The 19,034-nt window shown below is 43.0% G+C and carries 16 protein-coding genes; 7 read left to right on the top strand and 9 right to left on the bottom strand.

Features of this window, described 5'->3' with window-relative positions; all coding sequences use genetic code 11:
* Nucleotides 1-33: 33 nt before the first annotated feature.
* The 3 genes from cccB to secA all read right to left on the bottom strand — a co-directional run bounded on the left by cccB (nucleotide 34) and on the right by secA (nucleotide 4,714).
* On the bottom strand, nucleotides 34-378 hold the full coding sequence (gene cccB / locus SporoP8_RS13695; protein ID WP_085133025.1) for a cytochrome c551: 345 nt from the start codon (nucleotides 376-378) through the stop codon (nucleotides 34-36).
* A 702-nt stretch (nucleotides 379-1,080) separates the two neighbouring features.
* A protein-coding gene (gene prfB / locus SporoP8_RS13690; RefSeq protein WP_157111293.1) for a peptide chain release factor 2 occupies nucleotides 1,081-2,182 on the bottom strand; the annotation gives its coding sequence in 2 pieces (ribosomal slippage) (nucleotides 1,081-2,109 and nucleotides 2,111-2,182; 1,101 coding nt in all).
* A 33-nt stretch (nucleotides 2,183-2,215) separates the two neighbouring features.
* Nucleotides 2,216-4,714: a preprotein translocase subunit SecA gene (secA, locus tag SporoP8_RS13685; protein WP_085133023.1), complete on the bottom strand. Its 2,499-nt coding sequence runs from the start codon at nucleotides 4,712-4,714 to the stop codon at nucleotides 2,216-2,218.
* A 956-nt stretch (nucleotides 4,715-5,670) separates the two neighbouring features.
* Here secA and SporoP8_RS13675 point away from each other — a divergent pair.
* Nucleotides 5,671-5,898, top strand: a complete 228-nt coding sequence (locus tag SporoP8_RS13675; protein WP_085133021.1) for a hypothetical protein — start codon at nucleotides 5,671-5,673, stop codon at nucleotides 5,896-5,898.
* 292 nt (nucleotides 5,899-6,190) lie between these two features.
* On the opposite strand, the gene hpf is transcribed toward SporoP8_RS13675, so the two are convergent.
* The 5 genes from hpf to SporoP8_RS13645 form a co-directional block, all read right to left on the bottom strand.
* Nucleotides 6,191-6,745 carry a ribosome hibernation-promoting factor, HPF/YfiA family gene (gene hpf, locus SporoP8_RS13665; protein WP_085133019.1) on the bottom strand — a complete coding sequence of 185 codons (555 nt, stop codon included), beginning with the start codon at nucleotides 6,743-6,745 and terminating at the stop codon, nucleotides 6,191-6,193.
* A 118-nt stretch (nucleotides 6,746-6,863) separates the two neighbouring features.
* The gene (locus SporoP8_RS13660; RefSeq protein WP_158232428.1) at nucleotides 6,864-7,235 is read right to left on the bottom strand and encodes a PilZ domain-containing protein; all 372 of its coding nucleotides are present in this window, start codon (nucleotides 7,233-7,235) and stop codon (nucleotides 6,864-6,866) included.
* A gap of 67 nt (nucleotides 7,236-7,302) precedes the next feature.
* Nucleotides 7,303-7,656, bottom strand: coding sequence for a flagellar protein FliT (locus SporoP8_RS13655; protein ID WP_085133017.1), 354 nt, complete (start codon nucleotides 7,654-7,656; stop codon nucleotides 7,303-7,305).
* Entirely contained in the window at nucleotides 7,653-8,054 is a 402-nt protein-coding gene (fliS, locus tag SporoP8_RS13650) for a flagellar export chaperone FliS (RefSeq protein WP_085133016.1), read from the bottom strand. Before fliS ends, SporoP8_RS13655 begins: the two co-directional genes overlap by 4 nt.
* 33 nt (nucleotides 8,055-8,087) lie before the next feature.
* On the bottom strand, nucleotides 8,088-9,632 hold the full coding sequence (locus SporoP8_RS13645; RefSeq protein WP_085133015.1) for a flagellar hook-associated protein 2: 1,545 nt from the start codon (nucleotides 9,630-9,632) through the stop codon (nucleotides 8,088-8,090).
* 447 nt (nucleotides 9,633-10,079) lie between these two features.
* Between SporoP8_RS13645 and SporoP8_RS13640 the strand changes: the two genes are divergently transcribed.
* The 5 genes from SporoP8_RS13640 (at nucleotide 10,080) to SporoP8_RS13620 (ending at nucleotide 16,079) form a co-directional block, all read left to right on the top strand.
* Nucleotides 10,080-12,047 carry a methyl-accepting chemotaxis protein gene (locus SporoP8_RS13640; protein ID WP_085133014.1) on the top strand — a complete coding sequence of 656 codons (1,968 nt, stop codon included), beginning with the start codon at nucleotides 10,080-10,082 and terminating at the stop codon, nucleotides 12,045-12,047.
* 113 nt (nucleotides 12,048-12,160) lie between these two features.
* Entirely contained in the window at nucleotides 12,161-12,289 is a 129-nt protein-coding gene (locus tag SporoP8_RS13635) for a YjcZ family sporulation protein (RefSeq protein WP_085133013.1), read from the top strand.
* A 134-nt stretch (nucleotides 12,290-12,423) separates the two neighbouring features.
* Nucleotides 12,424-12,477: a YjcZ family sporulation protein gene (locus SporoP8_RS16980; protein ID WP_233190510.1), complete on the top strand. Its 54-nt coding sequence runs from the start codon at nucleotides 12,424-12,426 to the stop codon at nucleotides 12,475-12,477.
* A gap of 139 nt (nucleotides 12,478-12,616) precedes the next feature.
* Nucleotides 12,617-14,599 carry a methyl-accepting chemotaxis protein gene (locus SporoP8_RS13625; RefSeq protein ID WP_085133011.1) on the top strand — a complete coding sequence of 661 codons (1,983 nt, stop codon included), beginning with the start codon at nucleotides 12,617-12,619 and terminating at the stop codon, nucleotides 14,597-14,599.
* A gap of 967 nt (nucleotides 14,600-15,566) precedes the next feature.
* On the top strand, nucleotides 15,567-16,079 hold the full coding sequence (locus SporoP8_RS13620; RefSeq protein ID WP_085133010.1) for a sigma-70 family RNA polymerase sigma factor: 513 nt from the start codon (nucleotides 15,567-15,569) through the stop codon (nucleotides 16,077-16,079).
* A gap of 424 nt (nucleotides 16,080-16,503) precedes the next feature.
* Here SporoP8_RS13620 and SporoP8_RS13615 read toward each other — a convergent pair whose 3' ends face one another.
* The gene (locus SporoP8_RS13615) at nucleotides 16,504-17,058 is read right to left on the bottom strand and encodes a competence protein ComK (RefSeq protein WP_085133009.1); all 555 of its coding nucleotides are present in this window, start codon (nucleotides 17,056-17,058) and stop codon (nucleotides 16,504-16,506) included.
* A gap of 472 nt (nucleotides 17,059-17,530) precedes the next feature.
* On the opposite strand from SporoP8_RS13615, the gene SporoP8_RS13610 reads away from it, so the two are divergent.
* Nucleotides 17,531-18,880, top strand: a complete 1,350-nt coding sequence (locus SporoP8_RS13610; RefSeq protein WP_085133008.1) for a sigma-54 interaction domain-containing protein — start codon at nucleotides 17,531-17,533, stop codon at nucleotides 18,878-18,880.
* The last annotated feature ends 154 nt before the right edge of the window (nucleotides 18,881-19,034 follow it).

Raw genomic sequence — 19,034 nt, 5'->3', positions numbered from 1 at the left:
AGGAAGTCTTGGAGACGATTGATTGAATTGTTATTATTTCTTTTCAGCTAACCAAGCAGCAACTGCGTCTGCTTCTTCGCCTTTAATAACACCAGGAGGCATAGCGCCTTTACCGTTAACGATCACGTCGTGGATTTCTTCTTCAGAAAGTGTTGCACCGATTTTATCAAGTGCTGGACCTGCTCCACCTTCTAAGTTTCCTCCGTGACATGATGCACAGCTTTGTTGTACAACTGCTTCTGCATCTACATCAGTAGTAGCCGCGCCGTTGTCGTTTGTCGCGTCATTATTTGGTTCTGAAGCGTTATCGTCGCCTCCACCACAAGCGCCGAGAACTAGTGCTGCTCCGAAGAGTGTAGCTAATAGTTTGTTCTTCATGTAATACCCTCCTTTTACTTAATTTTTTCTAACATATAGTAGTATACCAAATATTAATCGATTTATGGTGAATAGAGATCATAAAGTTACAAATTATCCAGGATAATCGTGTATTTTGTCTATTTCATCCCATAAAAAGACGCTTTGGTAGGAAGTACATATATAGTATTGACCAAATATCCGGTAAGTAAACATTACATTTGGTCACATGATGAAAATAGCGAGGAAATTTACCGTCTTCCACGTGATTTGGCATGAAAAGAAATCACTCTTTGTTACAGTCTGTAATATTGTAACGTCTTTGTAATATTCAAACGACAAATGTGACAAAAGTTCACATATGATCACAAAGCTACTATATAAGATGAATTAAAGAAATGGACGGTACCAACCGTTGCTTTCCGTTCCAGGCGGACGCTTTCCGGGGGGCGTGGCTTGAGCCAAGCGAACAGCGAAGGGTTCGCTTTGCCGTATTTCTGTGTACTTTGCAGAAATTAAGGCATCTGGCCGGGGTCTCAAGGCGCACGCTAATCCCCCAGGAGTCGCCGCCTTGCACTCCAAGCAACTTAGTACTATTAAGTAACAAATCATTTGTTCGACTTATATAGTTTATCCTTCACTACATACGCAAATGAGCTACTCTGTAAAAAAACAGCCGAACCAAGTCATGAAAAAATGACCCGCTCGGCTGCCTTTCTATAATCAAGAAATTCTAGAACGCAAATATGCATTGATAAACTGATCGATCTCGCCGTCCATCACAGAACCAACGTTACCCGTCTCCTCATTCGTACGGTGATCTTTCACCATAGAATAGGGATGGAAAACATATGAACGAATTTGACTGCCCCAACCAATTTCCTTCTGCTCGCCACGGATATCCGCTAAACGTGCTTCCTCTTCTTCCACGCGAATCTGGTAAATCTTCGCCTTCAAAAGATTCATCGCACGCTCCCGGTTCTTAATTTGTGAACGTTCCGTTTGACACGTAACAATCGCACCCGTTGGAATGTGAGTCATACGTACAGCGGAATCCGTCGTATTGACGTGCTGTCCGCCGGCACCGCTTGAACGGTACGTATCAATTTTGATATCTTCCGTCTTCAAATCCAATTCGATGTCGCCGTCAAACTCCGGCATGACTTCAATGGAAGAGAAGGATGTATGACGTCTACCTGAAGAGTCAAATGGAGAGATCCGAACGAGTCGGTGCACACCTTTCTCCGCTTTCAAGTAGCCATATGCATTATGCCCTTTAATTCCGAGTGTGACAGACTTCACGCCCGCTTCGTCACCTGCTTGATAATCGAGAGTTTCGACTTTAAAGCCGTGGTGCTCAGCCCAGCGTGTATACATACGAAGCAACATCGAAGCCCAGTCTTGGGACTCGGTGCCGCCTGCGCCTGAGTGTATTTCAACTACTGCATTATTTTTATCAAATTCATCGCTCAATAACATTTGAAGATCGAATTGTTCCATCTTCTTTTTGAACTCTTTTAATTCGGAAATGAGATCTTCTTGTAACTCTTCGTCCGCTTCTTCTCGCAAAAGTTCAAGCGTCATTTCCAAATTCTCTTGTGTCTCGTTCAATGCGTTATATTCGCCGACAATGTCTTTCAATGCATTCGATTGTGAAATAACTTTCTGAGCCGCGTCTTGGTCATCCCAGAATCCTGGCTCCAACATCATTTCATCTAATTCCTGCATGCTAGCCTCTTTGTTTTCTAAGTCAAAGAGACCCCCTAAAGTCCGCTAATTTCTTAGCTGTTTTGTCGAGATCGTTGCGAACATCGGATAATTCTATCATAATGGTTTCCTCCTGAGTGGTTGTTTCTCTTTATGCTTTGCCGTGGCAGTTCTTGTACTTCTTACCGCTACCACACGGACAAGGTTCGTTACGTCCGATATTGACAGTACGTCGGATCGGCTTTTTAGCAACCGGTGCGCCGTCTTCTTTCGGGTTGTTCGCTTGACCTTTTGCTACTTCTTCGCGCTCCAAGTTATTGCGGATTTCTGCCTTCATGACATACTTCGTCGCATCGTTTTCGATGGCAATTAGCATATCTTCAAACATCGCAAATCCTTCTGCCTGGTATTCACGAAGTGGATCACTTTGTCCATAGGCACGTAAATGAATTCCGTTACGAAGCTGATCCATCGCATCGATATGATCCATCCACTTGGTATCAATCGCACGCAACAAGACTACCTTCTCGAATTCACGCATACGTTCTTCGGACATTTCTTGCTCTTTCTCATTATAGCGTGCAATGACCAATTCGTGAATAAATGTTTGCAACTCTTCTGGTGTTTTACCTTCCAAATCTTCGATTGTCACAGTATCTTCAGCCAGTAAGTTCGCTTCGAGATAGTCTTTCAAGCCTTTGGAATATACGGTATTGTCTGCAGTGTGGATCGCCACAACGCGTTCAATAACCGAATTCAACATATTCTCAAGAACTGGGCGAATATTTTCTGAGCCAAGAACTTCATTACGCTCTTTGTAAATCACTTCACGCTGCTGACGAAGTACATCATCATACTGTAATAAACGTTTCCGTGAATCAAAGTTATTCCCTTCTACGCGTTTCTGAGCCGATTCCACTGAACGTGACACCATTTTCGACTGGATCGGTGTTTCATCGTCCATACCGAGTTTGGTCATCATCGATTTCATTTGTTCAGAACCGAAACGACGCATTAATTCATCTTCTAATGATAGATAGAATTGCGTAACACCTGGGTCTCCTTGACGCCCTGAACGTCCACGAAGCTGATTATCAATTCGTCGTGACTCATGGCGCTCCGTACCGATGACCGCTAAACCGCCAACGTCTTGGATATGATCACCCAGTTTAATGTCCGTACCACGACCAGCCATGTTGGTTGCGATCGTTACAGCACCTTTTTTACCGGCGTCTTGAATGATTTCGGCTTCTCGCTCGTGATTTTTCGCGTTCAAGACATTATGCGGAATGCCGTACTTTTTCAAGAAGGCTGAAATGATTTCTGACGTTTCAATCGCTACTGTACCAACTAGCACTGGCTGGCCTTTTTGGTGTCGATCTCTAATATCTTCCGCGACCGCTTTATACTTTCCATCCATCGATGCAAAGATCAAGTCTGGGCGGTCATCACGAGCAATCGGTTGATTGGTCGGAATCGCAATCACGTTCATATTGTAGATGTTGCGGAACTCTTCTTCCTCTGTCTTCGCTGTACCTGTCATCCCAGAAAGCTTTTCATACATACGGAAATAGTTCTGGAACGTAATCGTCGCCAATGTCATCGACTCGTTCTGAACTTCAAGCCCTTCTTTCGCTTCAATCGCTTGGTGCAAACCATCACTATACCGACGGCCTTTCATCAAGCGTCCCGTGAAGGAGTCAACGATGACCACTTCGCCTTCTTCCACAACATAGTCTACGTCATTATGCATACTTACATGCGCTTTTAATGACTGATTGATTGCATGGTTTAGCGTCACGTGTTGCAGGTCGAATAAGTTATCGATACTAAATGCTTTCTCAGCCGCTTCAATACCTTGTTCTGTTAACACAACACCTTTAGTCGACTCATCAAATGAGTAATCTTCTTCTTTTTTCAGCGTGATCACAAAGCGATTGGCTAATCGATATAATTCCTGTGCTTTCGCTGCTTGACCCGAGATGATCAGCGGTGTACGTGCTTCATCGACTAAAATGGAGTCCACTTCGTCAATTACGGCGAAATGAAGTGGGCGCTGTACTTTATGTTCATTATAAAGCACCATATTGTCACGCAAATAGTCGAAACCGAGCTCGTTGTTCGTGCTGTACGTAATGTCCGCTTCATACGCTTCACGTTTTTCTTCTTTGCTGAGACTGTTCAAGTTCAAGCCTACAGTCATGCCAAGAAACGAATACAACTGCCCCATTTCTTCCGCATCACGGCTAGCCAAGTATTCGTTGACTGTTACTACGTGGACGCCTTTGGCAGTCAGTGCATTCAAATAAACGGCGAGTGTAGAAGTCAACGTCTTCCCCTCACCGGTCTTCATCTCTGCGATATTCCCTTCGTTCAGAGCTGCAGCACCCATGATTTGCACGCGGAACGGATATAACCCGAGTACGCGGCGAGAAGCTTCACGTACGACAGCAAACGCTTCTGGTTGCAGTTCTTCAATGGTTTCACCTTGCTGATAGCGCTCTTTGAATTCATCTGTTTTCGCTGTCAGTTGTTCGTCTGACAGTTTTTCCATATCCTCAGCCAATAGTTCTACTTGATCGGCAATTTTCTCAAGTCGTTTTAGGTCACGTTTGTTTGGGTCGAACATTTTATTCAATACGCCAAGCATTTATTGTCACATCCTCATAGCTTCATCAATTAGCAGGACGCACCTGCCAGTTGTAAGTTCGTTGTCTAGGTATATTTGAGTCACACTCCATTTTAACATTGTAAAAAGCTAGGTGCAAATGGTGCGCTGTATCTTTTTTCCTAAGTTTGACTGGGGTAGGCTTGATGGAGTGTTGGGGTAGGGATTGGCGCTTCGGAGGGGACGCGTTCTGGAGGGGACGCGGTGAGCCAACCAGTCGCAAGCTCCCTTGGTTGTCTCACCTGATCGTCCTGATCCTCCCAGAGTCGCCCCTCCTACGCGCCAATCCCTTGCAATGTGAGCGGATGATACTTTTTGTTGTGCATTAAAATTAGTGTTGTAATAGGTGTTGAACTTCTTTACTTGAACTGAAATAAGTCCAGACAGAACAATAATTAACACACTATCTACAGGGATTGATCTACGTGCCTCCACCATCAACGTAGGATGGAAGCGGAAGCTGGCGGCGACTCTGGGAGGATCAGCGCGAGTTCGAGACCCTGGACAGAAAGCGTCCCCAACTGGAGCTTCCATCCCCTCACCACTCCACCACTCTTGCTTTTGAACTTAAATGAGTTCCAAGACAACAATAATTAACACACTATCTACAGTGATTGATCTGCGTACCTCCACCATCAACGTAGGATTGAAGCGGAAGCTGGCGGCGACTCTGGGAGGATCAGCGCGAGTTCGAGACCCCGCAGGAAGCGCAGCGGACGAGGAGGCTCGGGCCGCGCCCTCCAGAAAGCGTCCGCCAGCTGGAGCTTCAATCCCCTCATACTCACCCCGGCCACTTACACTTGAACTTGAACCGGAACTGGAACTTCAACAAGTTTTAAGGCACCAATAATTTACACTTTCTACAGTGATTAACCTTCGTTCCTCCACTATCCACGTAGGATGGAAGCGGAAGTTGCGGCGACTCCTGGAGGATCAGCGTGAGTTCGAGACCCTGGACAGGTGCCTTAATTTCTGCAAAGTACACAGAAATACGGCAAAGCGAACCCTTTGCTGTTCACTTGGCTCGGGCCGCGCCCTCCAGAAAGCGTCCGCCAGCTGGAGCTGCAATCCCCTCATACTCACCCCGGCCACTTACACTTGAACTTGAACCGGAACCGGAACCGGAACTGGAACTGGAACTTCAACAAGTTTTAAGGCACCAATAATTTACACTTTCTACAGTGATTAACCTTCGTTCCTCCACTATCCACGTAGGATGGAAGCGGAAGTTGGGGCGACTCCTGGAGGATCAGCGTGAGTTCGAGACCCTGGACTGAACGAAGTGAGGGAAGCGGCTCGGGCCACGCCCTCAGGAAAGCGTCCCCAACTGGAGCTTCCATCCCCTCACACTCACAAACTCACTCACCACTCCAAAGCACTTGCTCTTAAACATAACAAACTTAAAAAAAGTTCAAAAACAAAAAAGCCCAGCCAAGGCTGGACTTTTCAGGTTGCGTATTAGTTAGTTTCAATTAGACCATATTTGCCGTCTTTACGCTTGTAGACAATGTGCGTGCCGTCAGAATCTGCATCTGTGAAGATGAAGAAACTGTGGCCTAGCATGTTCATCTGAAGAATCGCTTCTTCTTGATCCATCGGCTTCAAATCGAACTGCTTTGTACGTACTACGTCGAACTCAGCATCGTCCTCAAGCACTTCGGTATTATTGTTATCAACCGACTGGAAGAAAGCCGCTACACCTTCACGCTCACGTGACTTACGATTAACACGCGTTTTATATTTACGAATTTGACGTTCTAGCTTGTCGACGATTAAATCCACAGCTGCATACATATCGTTGTGACGCTCCTCTGCGCGAAGTGTCAAATTCTTCATTGGAATCGTAATTTCCACTTTTGTTTGCTTATCACTATACACTTTCAAGTTAACATTAGCTGTAGCGTTTACACCTTCTGAAAAGTAACGCTCCAGTTTCTCAACTTTCTTTTCAACGTACTCTCTGATCGCCGGAGTTACCTCGACGTTTTCACCGCGAATATTGAAGTCTAACATATGAACTCCTCCTTTGTTTAAACCCTCACTACCTTACTTCTTCATAGTACCCTTAATATCCTTTCTAAAACGTAAGAAATATGCGGAATTGTAAAGAAACTTCTGATTCATGTGGGTTTTACTCTGTTTCTTTCGCTTTACGGGCATGATGTTTTAATTCCTCGGTGATCAGCGCATCCATTTTCTGCTCTTCCCCAAACTCGAATCCATACTCAAAGCCATATTCGGTTTCTTTTTTCCAAGCCACATTACCTAAAATTTCAATGGGTTGCTTATATATTGTGAATTCCAATTGCAATGCAAGAATTTCTGAACGAACAGGCAAATCGAGATGCGTCACGAACTTCACTCCGCCTGTGCTGATATCCAAAATTTCACAGTGTCCTTCATTGGACAGACTTTTCTCTTCATTATTTAATTGAATCCGAAATGTGGCCGGTATGTAGGGATTGAACGAGTAACGAAAGTAGTCATGGCGATTATAACGCATAGGATTATTCCTTTCTGTTGAATACCTATATGTAAAAAAACCGAAAGAGATTCCTCTCTTCCGGTCATCAGTGCTTCGAATCGAAATAAGCACCGTCTTGAGACATCTTACCATATGGATTTACATAGCTATTCATGTTTTCTTTTTTGGCTTGGGCTTCTGAAATATTTGTTCGAATGGTATGTGTGAAGCGTTCCAGACTAGTCTGTACATCTTTCTCTAAACGAATCAATTCCTTACCAAACTCCTCTTCTTCTGCGGTGAAAGGCTGAACGATTTGTGTCTGTAACAGATCACGTTCATTCAGTATCTTGTCTATTTGCTCGATGACTTCATCACGCTTTTCTTCATCTGTTATCTTTACTAGCGCAATCAATTTAAGAGAACGGTCACGCCACATCGTCATGGCAGGTCGGATCATATTTCACTCACGTTCGAGTATTGTTTCGAACGATTGATCTGGATTACTTGTTTCCACGTATCGCGGAACTCTGTAATAATTCCTGCCGCTTCTTCAAACATTGCTGGATCATTTTGGATATTACCATCGATCAATCGACTATTAACGAATTCGTACAGAACAAGCATGTTTTTGGATACGTCATAGGATGTATCCAATGTCAACATCAATTCAGTCACGATTGCTTGTGCTTTTTGAATCGCAATATTTTTTTGCTCTAAATTACCTTTAGCCAGCTCCATCTTCCCTTGCTGAATAAATTTAAGGCATCCGTTATAAAGCATTAAAGTTAGCTCACCAGGCGTTGAAGTCGTCACCGTATTTGTTTGATATGCTGCATAAGGGTTGTTAGTAGCCATGTTTGTCATTCTCCTTTTTCTAGCTAAGTTGCATTACATGCCGCCGCCAAGTGCACTCATTAACGCAGCCGACTGGGAATTGGCACGCTGAATTGCTTGCTCCATCGCGTTAAACTGCTTGTAGTAGCGGCTTTCCATCATTTGAAGCTTCGTTTCAAAACGCTCGATTTGTTTGTCCATGTTTTTGAGGGAGCGACCAAGAGCAAAACTATCGTTTACCGCTGTTGAACTACCCGCTTTGACGGTAATCTTTTTTTGAGCTTCTTGTAGTTCGGTACGATACTTTTGTGCAATCCCATTGTCTTTTCCACCAATTAAATCATAAACTGCATTTGGATTTTCTGAAATTTTGGTACGTAATGTATCTTCATTAATGGTTAATTTACCGTTATCTAAATAGTTCTTTGATGGTTCTATTCCTAAATCTTTGAGACTTATTTGAATTTCTTTTCCATCTTTATCAGTAGAGGTAACAGTACTACTCATAATAGAACGTAGATTATTTAACATAGAAGAAAGTGCCGGATCGCCCTTTAAGGTACCACTTTTGGCCTTTTCTTCCCATAGCTCAATTTCTTTTTCTTTCATATCCGCTTTTTCTTCAGCCGATAATGGATGGAAGGACTTGAATTGTTTTTCTTTGATTTTGCTGTTTAGATTTTCAATCATTTCGTTATAGTCATTGACGAATTCTACTACTGAATCTAGAACCTTATCAGTATCTGTGGATGAGCTAAACGTCACCGGAGAATCCGTTTTTTGCTTTAGCGATACTTCAAATCCATTTATAGTGAATGTATTAGATGCTCGTGTTGTTTCTAGTCCATTAAAAGTAAACTTTGCATCTACGCCTGCTGTTGATCTAGGTCCTTCAGGATCAAAAAGAGGAACTAAGGCATCTGGATTATCAGGGTTTGGTGGAGATGGAGCATTTAATTTTAGATTATCAGCTATGTCACCTGATAATTTTATCTCACCTGAACCACTGTCCTTAGCACTCAACGCAATCTTTCCAGTACCTGAGTCAAAGAATGCACTAACACCTGATTTTTCATTAATTTTTGCTAGGAGTGAATCAATCGTATCTGTGTCAAGTACCTCAATATCGACTGTATCTTTCCCCGGTGCTGTAATCTTTAATGTATCTTTGCCTGAAATCAGAGAGCTACCATCTGCATTCTTCATATCTTTAAATTCTAATGTCTTTGCCTGTTCATCTGAAATTTTTTCACTGTCATGCTTCAGTACGCCACTCTGTAAAGTGGCCTGCGTAGCCAATTGTTTCACTTCAATCGTCCCCGAAAAGTCAGAAGTAGAACCTTTTGCTGTAATACTAACCGCTTTATCATCAGACACGCTGACGTTTTTCTTCATATACGTACTTTGCTTCATGACCGTGTCAAACAGCTTATCACTTGATTTTCTCAAGTCCCGGTTCATGGAACGGTAATCGTCCAGTTGCCATTGTGTGTATTGTTTCTTTTGTGTAATTTTATCAAGAGGAATCCGATGCGCTTTCATCATGTCTCTGATGATTGATTCTGTATCGATTCCCGATGCCAATCCGCCGATTCTCATCGTGCCTCACACCTTTTTCGTTATATTTTATGATCGATTAATAATCCAATAAAGTCTTTCCTTGCTACGTGTATATTGAGTAATTTTTTGAGCGGTATTTCACGAACTACCTCTTCTATTTTCAGCGTACCCACTCTCATATGATGTTTGCACTGGTTGGGTTGCGGGGCTTTCGTCAATTCGGTTAATCATACTGATACCCCGTCTTCAATGAACAATCATTACATATAGTATCGGATTGAAATACGCGATGTTGAGTGTAACGCCAGTTTTTCTTCTATAGATTCATAGCGGATTTATTTTTTAGTTGTTGATGACGGAATAAATTTTTTGCTACTTCTTTCTTATATGAATAAATATTTTCAACGTTATGAAAATCAGACTATTAGAACAGTCGAAAGTAATGTATGATAAGGACAATCTATAAGAGTAAAGGAGCATACATCCATGTTTCATTCCATCAAAACGAAAATGATTCTTCTTGTCCTCGTCCTAGTTGCTGGCGGAGTCTTGACCATGACAGGAATTAGTAGCTGGTTAGTGAAAGAACGCACAGAGAAAAACCTGACAGAATCGAGCAGTACGCTGCTAACTGAAATGAGTGCGTCCATTGAAGCGGATTTGCGGCAATACAGTAAAGGGTTAGAGTTGCTGACCGATTCATCTGATTATACGAATGCAACCGCCACAACAGGCGGAGCAGAAGTCGTAAAAGCACTCACTCACACATTGGATACATACCCCGATGTTTCTAGTACATATCTTAGCTTTGCGACCAAAGAAACGATGATTCGGCCTTACGTGGATTTGACAGAGTTTGATCCGACTGAACGTGAATGGTATCAACAGGCGGTAGCAGAAACGGAACAAGTACATTGGACCAAACCGTATATTGACGAAGCGACGGGTAATTTTGTCATTAGTGCTTCAAAAGCCGTGATGAATGGCGATAAACTTGTTGGTGTGGCGGGAATTGATATTCAATTATCCACCATGTCCGAAGGTATCTCGGCGACAACTATCCCCCACGGCGGTTATGCATTCATTCTCGATTCAGAAGGTACGGCTATCGCCCACCCTTCACTCGTCGGAGAGAATGTCATGGATCGTGATTATGTAGCTGACATGTACAAAGAGCCAGCTGGCCACCATACATTTGAGCAAGAAGGCGTCAAAAAAGTGGACATGTTCACGACGATTCCGAACTTCGACTGGAAACTCGGTGTCATCTATGATCAGAAAAACATGCAATCTCTCGCAACAGGTTTACGAAACGTCATGATCATTGCGGCTGTCGTGACATTGACGTTACTTGCCATCATTCTATTCATTTTCATCAGTCGACTACTGAAGCCGATTTTCCGTTTACAAGAAACCGTGCAACAAGTAGCGGACGGTGATTTAACGGTTAGGGCGAACTTCCATTCCACAGATGAAATTGGAGAACTGGCTGCAGGTTTTGATAAGATGCTGGACCAAATGAACAGTTTAATCACAACCGTTACGCATTCCGCATCGAATGTACTGGCGAGTTCCCAAAACTTGAGTGCAGTATCTGAAGAAACCAATGCGACAAGTGAAGAAATCGCGAGTGCTTTGGCAGAAATCACTAGAGGCGTTGTCGAGTCTGCGGAAAATGCGGAAACCGTGACGACTCGTGCGGAGTTATTGAATCAGCAAATTCAAGAAGCCAATGATACAGCCAGCGAAATGGCGAGCTTGGCAACAGAAGCTGTCACATTCAATGCAAAAGGTCGCGCGCAAATGAGTATTTTAAACTCTTCTTTCAATAACTGGAATCAAGACTTGCATCAAATGGGCGGCATGATTGGCTCATTAGAAGATAAAGTGAAAGCGATCAGTTCCGTCATAGACGCCATCACATCGATCTCTTCCCAAACGAATTTACTCGCGTTAAATGCCAGTATTGAAGCAGCGAGGGCAGGTGAACACGGTAAAGGCTTTGCAGTAGTAGCAAACGAAGTCCGTCAATTAGCGGAACAATCCGCGAGATCTGCTGAACAAGTACGTTCTACCATTCATGAACTGCAAAACGGCACGCAGCATGTCATCGAGCAAATGGACAATACGCGGAATACGTTCGAACGCCAAAGCACAGTCGTACAAGATACGGAAGGAATTTTCGAGAGTATTTCCAGTTTCATCGGCGATATGCAATCTCGCATTCATCAAGTCACTACTGCTCTTCAAGAAATGGATACCCATAAAAACGATGTATCTACGCAAATTCAAATTTTACTATCTACAACAGAAGAATCGGCAGCTGCTTGTGAAGAAGTGAGCGCTTCTTCTGATGAACAACTCCACGCAATCGGCTCTGTTGCCGAAGCGGCTGAAGCCTTGACGCAGTTGAGTGAAGACCTTAGTACTGCCGTGGAACGATTCAAAATCTAACAAGATCCGCCTTTCCTTTTTGAAGGATTGGCGGATTTTTTTATAAAAGCCAAGGCACTCTGAGAATCTCTGCATAGAATAAGGGTAGTTCCACATTTGGAGGTGAAATCATTATGGGAGAATCAGTTAAAGGATCTGGATACGGCGGCGGTTATGAAGGCGGCTTCGGCTTTTCAATGATCGTTGTTCTGTTTATCTTATTGATCATTGTCGGTGCAGGATTTATGGGTTACGGTTGCTAATTACTTAAAAAAATGGAGGTGGAGACATGTTTGGATTCGGTGGATATGGACACGGTGGTGGCGGTTACGGAGGATCTGGTTGTGATACTGGTGGATCGTACGGCTCATGCGGTTCTTCGGGTAACGGATTCGCATTGATTGTTGTACTATTTATCTTACTGATTATTGTAGGCGCCGCTTGCCTATAAGACGTGAAGAAGAAACCTGTCGATTTTTCGACAGGTTTCTTCACTTTTCTTTATAAAACGATGAACATATAGGAAATTTAGCCGATATCAAATTAGGTACAATATAGCATCACACATCTTAGGAGGAGTTGAACACCCCGTGTTACGGTCAATTAAAACAAAAATCATCTTAACCGCTATGATTTTATTCATTCTAGGCATCGCATTAATGACCTTAATGACGAATGAACAAGCGAAGAAACAATCGATAGCGAACGCCATTGATTCGAGTGATGCCATCATCAATGAAATGAGTTTTGGAATTTATCACTTTTTGGACAAGTATGAAAAAGGATTGGCATTGTTGGCAACGACCGATCAAATAACTAAATTTACCGGAGAAAACGGTAAAGAAGTATCTGTTAAGGAACTAGAGGAACATCTCGATAATTTCTTGCCCATGTATACAAGTGCAGATGCCATCTATTATTCATTGCCATCTAAATTTACAGTCTTAAAACCGGATGGTGATTTGACGGGTTATAATCCGACGACGAGAAATTGGTATAGATTAGCACAAGAAAATCCAGACGAAGTGCAATGGACGGAGCCGTATTTAGATGATACAACCAATCAGTTTGTCATCACTGCTTCCAAAGCTATTATGAAGGATGGTACGTTTATCGGTGCTCTTGGACTGGATATTGAACTGAGCGCTCTGACAGACGAAATAGCGAGCCGTGATATCGGGTATAACGGGTATCCTGTGTTAATCGACGATCAAGGACTGGCGATCGTTCATCCTTCCAAATCAGGAACCGATGTAACAAACGAAGCCCATTTCAAAAAAATGTATGATGCGGATAGTGGTGTAATCCAATATACCGACGATCAAGGGATTGATAAGCGCAATATCTATACGACGATTCCCGACTTAAACTGGAAAATTGGCGCAGTTTATGAAGAAAGCGATCTTGGCGCTATGGCGCGTTCATTACGCAACTCCATGTTAATCATTGCACTTGTGACGTTGATTCTCACATCTGTTGGTCTATTCATTACCATCAGCCGTATGTTAAAGCCACTCGATACAGTCAAAGAGTTGATGGCCAAAGTGTCTGACGGAGATCTGACAGTACGTTCAGATAACCAGAGTGCCGATGAAATTGGTGTACTGAGTCGTGACTTTAATCATATGGTGCAAAATATGAACGAAATCATCACAGTCGTCCATACATCAGCAGACAATGTCCGATCGAATTCCGAAAGCTTAAGTGCCGTATCAGAAGAAACGAGTGCAGCAAGCAATGAAGTCGCAATGGCTGTCGGAGAAATTGCACAAGGTGCCGCGAAATCTGCAGAAGATGCAGAAATTGTGACAGAACGCATCGACCTTCTCAGCCAAGAAATCAATGAAATTCGAGAAAAATCGCAAGTGATGCTGGATATTGCTACTCAAACCGGTATCCAAAATACCAATGGTCAGCAACAAATGCATGCACTGAAGACTTCCTTTACAACTACAGGTAAAACGCTAGAAGAGATGTCCACCGACATTGATTCACTCGCAATTAAAGTACAAGCAATCGGTAGTGTCATGGAAACGATCATGAACATTTCAAAACAAACCAACCTCTTGGCACTAAACGCAAGCATTGAAGCGGCAAGAGCGGGAGAGCACGGCAAAGGATTCGCAGTCGTGGCAGAAGAAGTACGCAAACTGGCTGAACAATCCGCACGTGCCACAGACGATGTCAAAGTTACAATAGAAGAATTACAAAAAGAATCACATATCGTATCGGAACAAATGCAACAAACAATCCACACATTCCGCGACCAAGGCGTAGTCGTCGGAGATACAGAAAATACGTTTGAAGAACTATCTTCACTCATGGATACGATGCAAGAATCCATCCATCTGGTATCCGATGAAATTCACTTAATCGCTACGCATAAGGATGACGTGTCCTTAACGGTTGAAACCATGTCTGCCACATCACAAGAAACCGCAGCGGCCTGCGAAGAAGTCAGCGCATCCTCAGAAGAACAACTTCGCGCCATCCAATCGGTAACAGAAGCCGCCGAAACATTGACTGAACTGAGCGAGAAGCTATCAGAAGTCATTGCACAATTTAAAATGTAACAGGTTTTAGAGAAGATCCCCGTCACGGGGATCTTCTCTTTTTTGTGCGCGCTTTATTGGACTTGGTATCCGATCATAGTTAGTGCGTGAGCGCTCTATTGAACATGCTATCCGATCATACTTTGTGCGGGGGCGCTCTATTGAACATGCTATCCGATCATACTCAGTGCGTGAGCGCTCTATTGAACTTGGTATCCGATCATACTTTGTGCGGGGGCGCTCTATTGAACTTGGTATCCGATCATACTCAGTGCGTGAGCGATCTATTGAACATGGTATCCGATCATACTTTGTGCGTGCGCGCTCTATTGAACTTGGTATCCGATCATACCCAGTGCGCGAGCTCTCTATCAAACATATCCGATCATACTCAGTGCGCGAGCGCTCTATCAAACTCGATTTCCGATCATACCCAGTGCGTGCGCGCTCTATTGGACATGGTATCCGATCATACTCAGTGCGTGAGCGCTCTATCAAACACGATTTCCGATCATACCCAGTGCGCGAGCGCTCTATCAAACATATCCGATCATACTCAACGCGCGAGCGCTCTATCAAACACGATTTCCGATCATACTCAACGCGCGAGCGCTCTATCAAACACCGTATCCGCTCATACTCAACCCGCGAGCGCTCTATCAAACACCGTATCCGATCATACCCAACCCACGAGCGCTCTATCAAACACCAAATCCGCTCATACTCAACCCACGAGCGCTCTATCAAACACCAAATCCGCTCACACCCAACGCATAACCGCTCTATCAAACACCCCATCCACTAACAAAAAAACAACCACCCACTCCAACTTCATCCAATAAAACCACTTCCTTTCCACCCCCAAAAGCATATGCTTCTCCCCAACCAAAACTACTTTATGACGATTCGATATCCCTTTTAAAACTTTCTATTATATAAATACCCAGGGAATACAAAGTGTCGTGCACGACCTGAAGAGGTCACATTTATGGAAAGCAGACAGAATGAAAACTTTGAACACATAATGGAACAATACGAACCGATGATCTCAGCGGTCATCAGAAAACTAAACATCTACCGTGATTTCGACAACTTCCGTCAAACCGGACGCATCGCCCTATTTCATGCATGGACACGCTTTGATGAAACCAAAGGGAATTTCACGCCGTTCGCCTATCGTTCCATCTACGGCGCGATGCTCGACGACTTAAAAAAAGAAAGTCGATTCAGCGAAGTCAACACATCAGTCGAAAGCGAAACCTTAGAACACCTAACACAAAACAACTTCACCGAAGACCCTAACAACGAATTACACGAAATCATCACCGCACTCCAGACTAATGAACGCGAACTGCTAGTCAATCTATATGTAGAAAACAAAACCCAAGCTGAATGCGCCACCCACTTCGGTATTTCGGTTTCAGGAATTAAAAAACGTCGGGAAAAACTGCTAATGAAATTAAAAGACCAACTAACAGCCAAACGTAATTTAGAAATATAAACAAAAGCAAGAGCTGCCCATTTGGGTAGCTCTTGCTTTTGTCTCTATACATTTTATTATATTAGCTGACGATTCCAGTTGGACGTAAATGAAAGGCAGCGCTTCACGTTACGTCAACCCTTCCACTTGCGAAACCCACGACGTTGCGCAAAACGCGCGCAAGACGAACAAACTTTAATCTTCTTATCATTCGGCAAATAATACCCCTGATAAACAGACGTCCGCTTCTTACAATATTCACACTTCGGCTTAAAGAAATCAAACAACATACTCTTCCCCCCTGACCGCTCATGAACAGAGTTCCCAACCAAACGATTCATTAGTACATTGATTATACCACCCAACTATCAAAACAGTGAACATTTCACAATCCATTCGACAGAAAAAGCGCTCCTCCAAAGAGGAACGCTATGTATACATCTATTTACTCATCCGTAATCTCATAATTGCCACGCTTGTGATTCTTTCGGATCAAATACGTCTTATACTCTTTCCTATCACCGAGCGCCATCTGCGTGAACCTTGCTGTCAATCCATTCTTTAACATACACGTTCGCTGGTATCTTTTCTGGAACACCGAATAACTGCAGTTCACAGTGAAAACATTGCCATCACGGAATATCACTTTTGTATGACCTTTATCGAACGGTAAGAATGTCAAGATTTGTGACAATGAAAACCACACGCATTCAGTACTCGAAGGTGAGTTACTTGGAAATAAATATATATCCAAACGCTCATTCACCATTACAGGTGTCATATGGATTCTCCCCATTAACGCCTTGCCCCCATCGATCCCGCCGCGCAAACTAGTCCCGTAAAACTGCATGCTCAAGTCCACTACCTCAGTTGGACTTTTGTCCACTCGTACAAAATCACCGTCTTTCAGTAACACCGCACATAACTTTCCCACGTCATCATAATACGGAAATACCATACTCGTCCCCGGTGAAATCACTGACTTTGTTTCTTCATCCATGCCCCATTATCCCCCTTTTTGTAGAAACTCCTTTCGATTAGTAGGATAAAGGGGTATACTAGCGATATGTTGGTATACACCAGCTATTAAATCCTCGAGTCTGTCTCCCACGACATGAAGCACTCGGGGATTTTCTTTATCCACTACGTGACGCATTCAATTCTCACCTCCTTTCAGACATATACATTAACGCACTAAAAAACAGGCCAATAAATATAGCTTTAGTTATCGACCTGCATTCATTCATTTGTAGAAATAGTAAGCGTTTACATAGACTTTTGCGCATAAAGTACCTGTCTTATAGACAAGTATATAGTACTATATGGATTTCGTCTATATTAATTTCCAGTATTCTGAATTTATTGTTGAATCGCTGTATCATTTGCCATATTATGTATTTAAATGATGGCTCTCTAGAAGTATGGCCTATAATGTTGATGGAAAATAAAATAGGACAGGACGGTGTATTTTTTTGAATCGCTTAATTACTAATCTCCCCGAATATGTGCTAAATCAAATATTGGAAAATGCGTTTCAATGGTTCGTTGTAGTGGACCAAGATGCCAACATTATTTATATGAATCAAGACTATTGTAAATTTCTTCACATTGAACAACGCGATACTATAGGCCGTCCTGTGAATGAAGTGATTGAAAACACCCGCATGCACGAAGTGGTGAAATCTGGAGAAGAACATATTGCCTCTCCTCATTATATTAAAGGAACATATATGCTGGCGAATCGAATACCAATCAGGGTGGATGGTGAAGTGGTCGGCGCATTCGGTAGCGTAGTGTTCCGGGATCTACACGACTGGCATCATCTAAGCTCTCATGTAAAACAGACGTTAGAGAAAATTCATATGGGGGAAGTGGCGCAAGTGCCTAACTCCTATCAAATGACGGATATAAAAGGGTCTTCAGCTAGTATTCTTTCCATAAAAGAGACTATTCATATGATCGCTCCGAGTGACTTGCCTGTGCTCATCCAAGGTGAAAGTGGAACTGGGAAAACCTTGTTCGCTCATAGTATCCACCAATTATCGAATCGCTCAGATGAGCCGTTAATTACAGTGAACTGTGCGGCAATACCACCCGATTTATTGGAAACCGAATTGTTTGGACAAGGAAGTACGAGTGATCGAAAAAGCAGAATTCAACTAGCTGACGGTGGCACTTTATTTATAGATGATATCGGTAGCCTGCCCTTACCTGTTCAAGTGAAGCTTCTTCGATTATTGAATGATGGTGTAGTCGAATCATTGAATTCGCATCAGGCAGAACCGGTAAATGTCCGGATTATCGCTTCTTCTAGCCAACCATTAACTGAACTCATCGAAATGAATCAATTCCGAACCGATCTCTACTACCGAATACAAGCGATTACGCTGAATGTGCCACCATTGCGTGAACGAATGGAAGATTTCTCTGAGATTATCAGTTTCATATTCCATAAGACCATTCGTCAGACAGGAAAAAGAAGCTTGGAGTTTTCGAAAGAGACGTTGGACTACTTGAACGCGTACCGATGGCCAGGCAATATACGTGAACTTCAACATGTCATTCAGGCGGCGGTTTATTTAACAAGCGGTGATACGGTTACACCGGATGCCTTGCCGCCACAAGTTAAACAGCGCAAGATGAACTATTCCCCCAGCTCACGAACACTTTCCGAATCACTAGAAGAAGTGGAACGAACCATTCTTCTTGAAACATTAGCACAATTTCCGAATAAAAAAGAAGCTGCCGTTATACTCGGTTTAAGTAAAAGTACGTTATATGAGAAATTAAAAAAATATGAGATAGGACCTATTTTCCGATAATGTGGAATTAATTCCGATATTCCGGACTAGTCTCCTAGTATTTCACTACCAGAATTCCTGAAATCTGGAATTATTTTCAGCCATAAACATGTAAACGTTGCTATGTAGCGGTTTGCATGTTTTTTTGTTTTCTGTTTAAATACATGAAAGCGCT

Origin of the sequence: Sporosarcina ureae (assembly GCF_002101375.1) — a bacterium.
GTDB classification, from domain to species: Bacteria; Bacillota; Bacilli; order Bacillales_A; family Planococcaceae; genus Sporosarcina; species Sporosarcina ureae_B.
Note: the sequence above shows the minus strand (reverse complement) of the source record. Positions and strands in the feature narration are given on the sequence as shown.